General features: G+C 61.2%; 3 protein-coding genes. All 3 read right to left on the bottom strand.

Going from position 1 to position 2,348, the window contains the following annotated elements; all coding sequences use genetic code 11:
* Positions 1–938 (bottom strand): ABC transporter ATP-binding protein (locus PL640_RS25465; protein WP_271363864.1); only part of this gene is annotated, 938 nt, incomplete at its 3' end.
* A 12-nt stretch (positions 939–950) separates the two neighbouring features.
* Entirely contained in the window at positions 951–1,775 is an 825-nt protein-coding gene (locus PL640_RS25460; RefSeq protein ID WP_065116739.1) for a carbohydrate ABC transporter permease, read from the bottom strand.
* Positions 1,776–1,787: 12 nt separating this feature from the next.
* Positions 1,788–2,348: carbohydrate ABC transporter permease (locus PL640_RS25455; protein WP_271363863.1), on the bottom strand; the 561-nt coding region annotated here is incomplete at its 5' end.

Raw genomic sequence — 2,348 nt, 5'->3', positions numbered from 1 at the left:
ACGGTATCGCCATGCCTGCATTCGAACTCGCCGTCAGTGCGGGCGGTGATCGGTCCGATACCTGACACCTCGAGATGCAGGAAGGTATCCGATCCGAGATGTTCGGCGACGGTGACCTTGCCCTGCCACAGCCCGCTTTCCTTCGACAGCAGCAGATGCTCCGGCCGCACGCCGGCGGTGGTGGCATTCTTGCTGCGGGCAAAGTCACCGGTGATGAGGTTCATGCGCGGCGAGCCGATAAAGCCGGCGACGAAGAGGTTGGCGGGGGTGCGGTAAAGCTCCATCGGCGAACCGACCTGCTCGATATTGCCGCGGTTGAGCACCACGATCTTGTCGGCCATGGTCATGGCCTCCACCTGGTCGTGGGTGACGTAGATCATCGTCGTCTTCAGCGTGTTGTGCAGCTCGGAGATTTCCAGCCGCATGGTGCCGCGCAGCGCCGCATCGAGGTTGGAAAGCGGCTCGTCGAACAGGAAGGCTTTCGGTTCGCGCACGATGGCGCGGCCGATGGCGACACGCTGGCGCTGGCCGCCCGACAGCTGCGAGGGCCGGCGTTCGAGATAATCGGTGAGGTTCAGCACCCGGGCGGCGTCCTCGACCTTTTTGTCGATCACCGCCCTGTCGAGCTTGGCCATCTTCAGCGGGAAGGCGATGTTGTTCCTGACACTCATATGCGGATAAAGCGCATAGGACTGGAACACCATGGCAAGGCCACGCTCGGCCGGGGCCTTTTCGGTGGCGTCATTGCCGTCGATGACGATCTTTCCGCCGGAGACGTCTTCCAGCCCGGCGATGAGGCGCAGAAGCGTGGACTTGCCGCAGCCGGAGGGGCCGACGAAGACGACGAACTCGCCGTCGTTGATATCAAGATCGATCGACGGGATGACTTTCGCCTCACCGAAGAGCTTGGACACGTTCTGAAGGGAAATGCTGCCCATGTTTGTCGTTCCTTATTTCACGGCGCCAAAGGTCAGGCCACGCACGAGTTGTTTCTGCGAGAACCAGCCGATGACGAGAATGGGGGCGATCGCCATCATCGAGGCGGCCGAGAGTTTTGCCCAGAACAGCCCCTGCGGCGAGGAGAAGGAGGCGATGAAGGCCGTCAGCGGTGCTGCATTGGTGGTCGTCAGCCGGATCGTCCAGAAGGCTTCGTTCCAGGCAAGGATGACGTTTAAGAGCAGCGTCGAGGCAATGCCCGGCACCGCCATTGGTGTGAGCACATGCACGATCTCGTTCCACAGCGACGCGCCATCCATGCGGGCTGCCTCGAGGATCTCGCCGGGGATTTCCCGGAAGTAGGTGTAGAGCATCCAGATGACGATCGGCAGGTTGATGAAGGTCAGCATGATGGTGAGGCCAATGCGGGTATCGAGCAGGCCGGCATTGCGGAAGATCAGATAGATCGGCACAAGCACGGCGACGGCCGGCATCATCTTGGTGGAGAGCATCCACATCAAGATGTCCTTGGTGCGCTTGGTCGGCGAGAACGCCATGGCCCAGGCGGCGGGAATGGCGATGATCAGCGCAATGATCGTCGAGCCGAGCGACAGCACCACCGAGTTCATGAACGGCTTGAAGTAATCGCGCTGGGTCTGGACCGTCACGTAATTCTCGAAGGTGCCCGAGGGAATGAGGCTGAAGCCGGCGATTGCCTCCGGTTCGGTCTTGAGCGAGGTGAGGAAGGCATAAAGGATCGGGAAGAACAGCAGCAGCGCCACGGCCCAGGCCGCGATGGAAAAGCCGATCTTCGCACGTGTGGTTGTCTTGCGGGCCATGATGTTTCCCCTTTACCGGTCGAGGTTCTTGCCGACGGCGCGCATCAGGAAGATGGCGACGATATTGGCGAGGATGACGGCGATGATGCCGCCGGCCGAAGCGCCGCCGACGTCGTACCCCAGAAGTGCGGTGCGATAGATGAGGAAGGCGAGGTTGGTGGAGGCATAACCCGGTCCGCCATTGGTGGTGACGAGGATTTCCGCGTAGACGCCAAGCAGGAAGATCGTCTGGATGAGAATGACGACGGTGATGGCGCGCGACAGATGCGGCAGCGTCAGATGGATGAAGCGGTTGACGAAGTTGGCGCCATCCATCTCGGCGGCTTCCTTCTGCTCGCCATCGAGCGACTGCAGGGCGGTGAGCAGGATCAGCGTCGCAAAGGGCAGCCATTGCCAGGCGACGATGATGATGATGGAGAGCAGCGGAAACTGCGCGAACCAGTCGACCGGCTGCAGGCCGAAGAAGCGTGAGAGATCGGCAAGCACGCCGTAACCGGGATGCATGATCATGTTCTTCCACACCAATGCGGCCACCGGCGGCATGACGAAGAACGGCGAGATGATCATGATGCG

The sequence above is a fragment of the Agrobacterium sp. ST15.16.024 genome (assembly GCF_027956545.1).
In the GTDB taxonomy this organism is placed as follows: Bacteria; Pseudomonadota; Alphaproteobacteria; order Rhizobiales; family Rhizobiaceae; genus Agrobacterium; species Agrobacterium cucumeris.
The sequence above is the reverse complement of the archived record's forward strand: the minus strand, read 5'-3'. Positions and strand labels throughout refer to the sequence as shown.

What these genes read in the sequence shown, in the direction of transcription:
- PL640_RS25460 (WP_065116739.1), bottom strand. Translation starts at nt 1,775, where the DNA reads ATGGCCCGCAAGACAACCACACGTGCGAAGATCGGCTTTTCCATCGCG.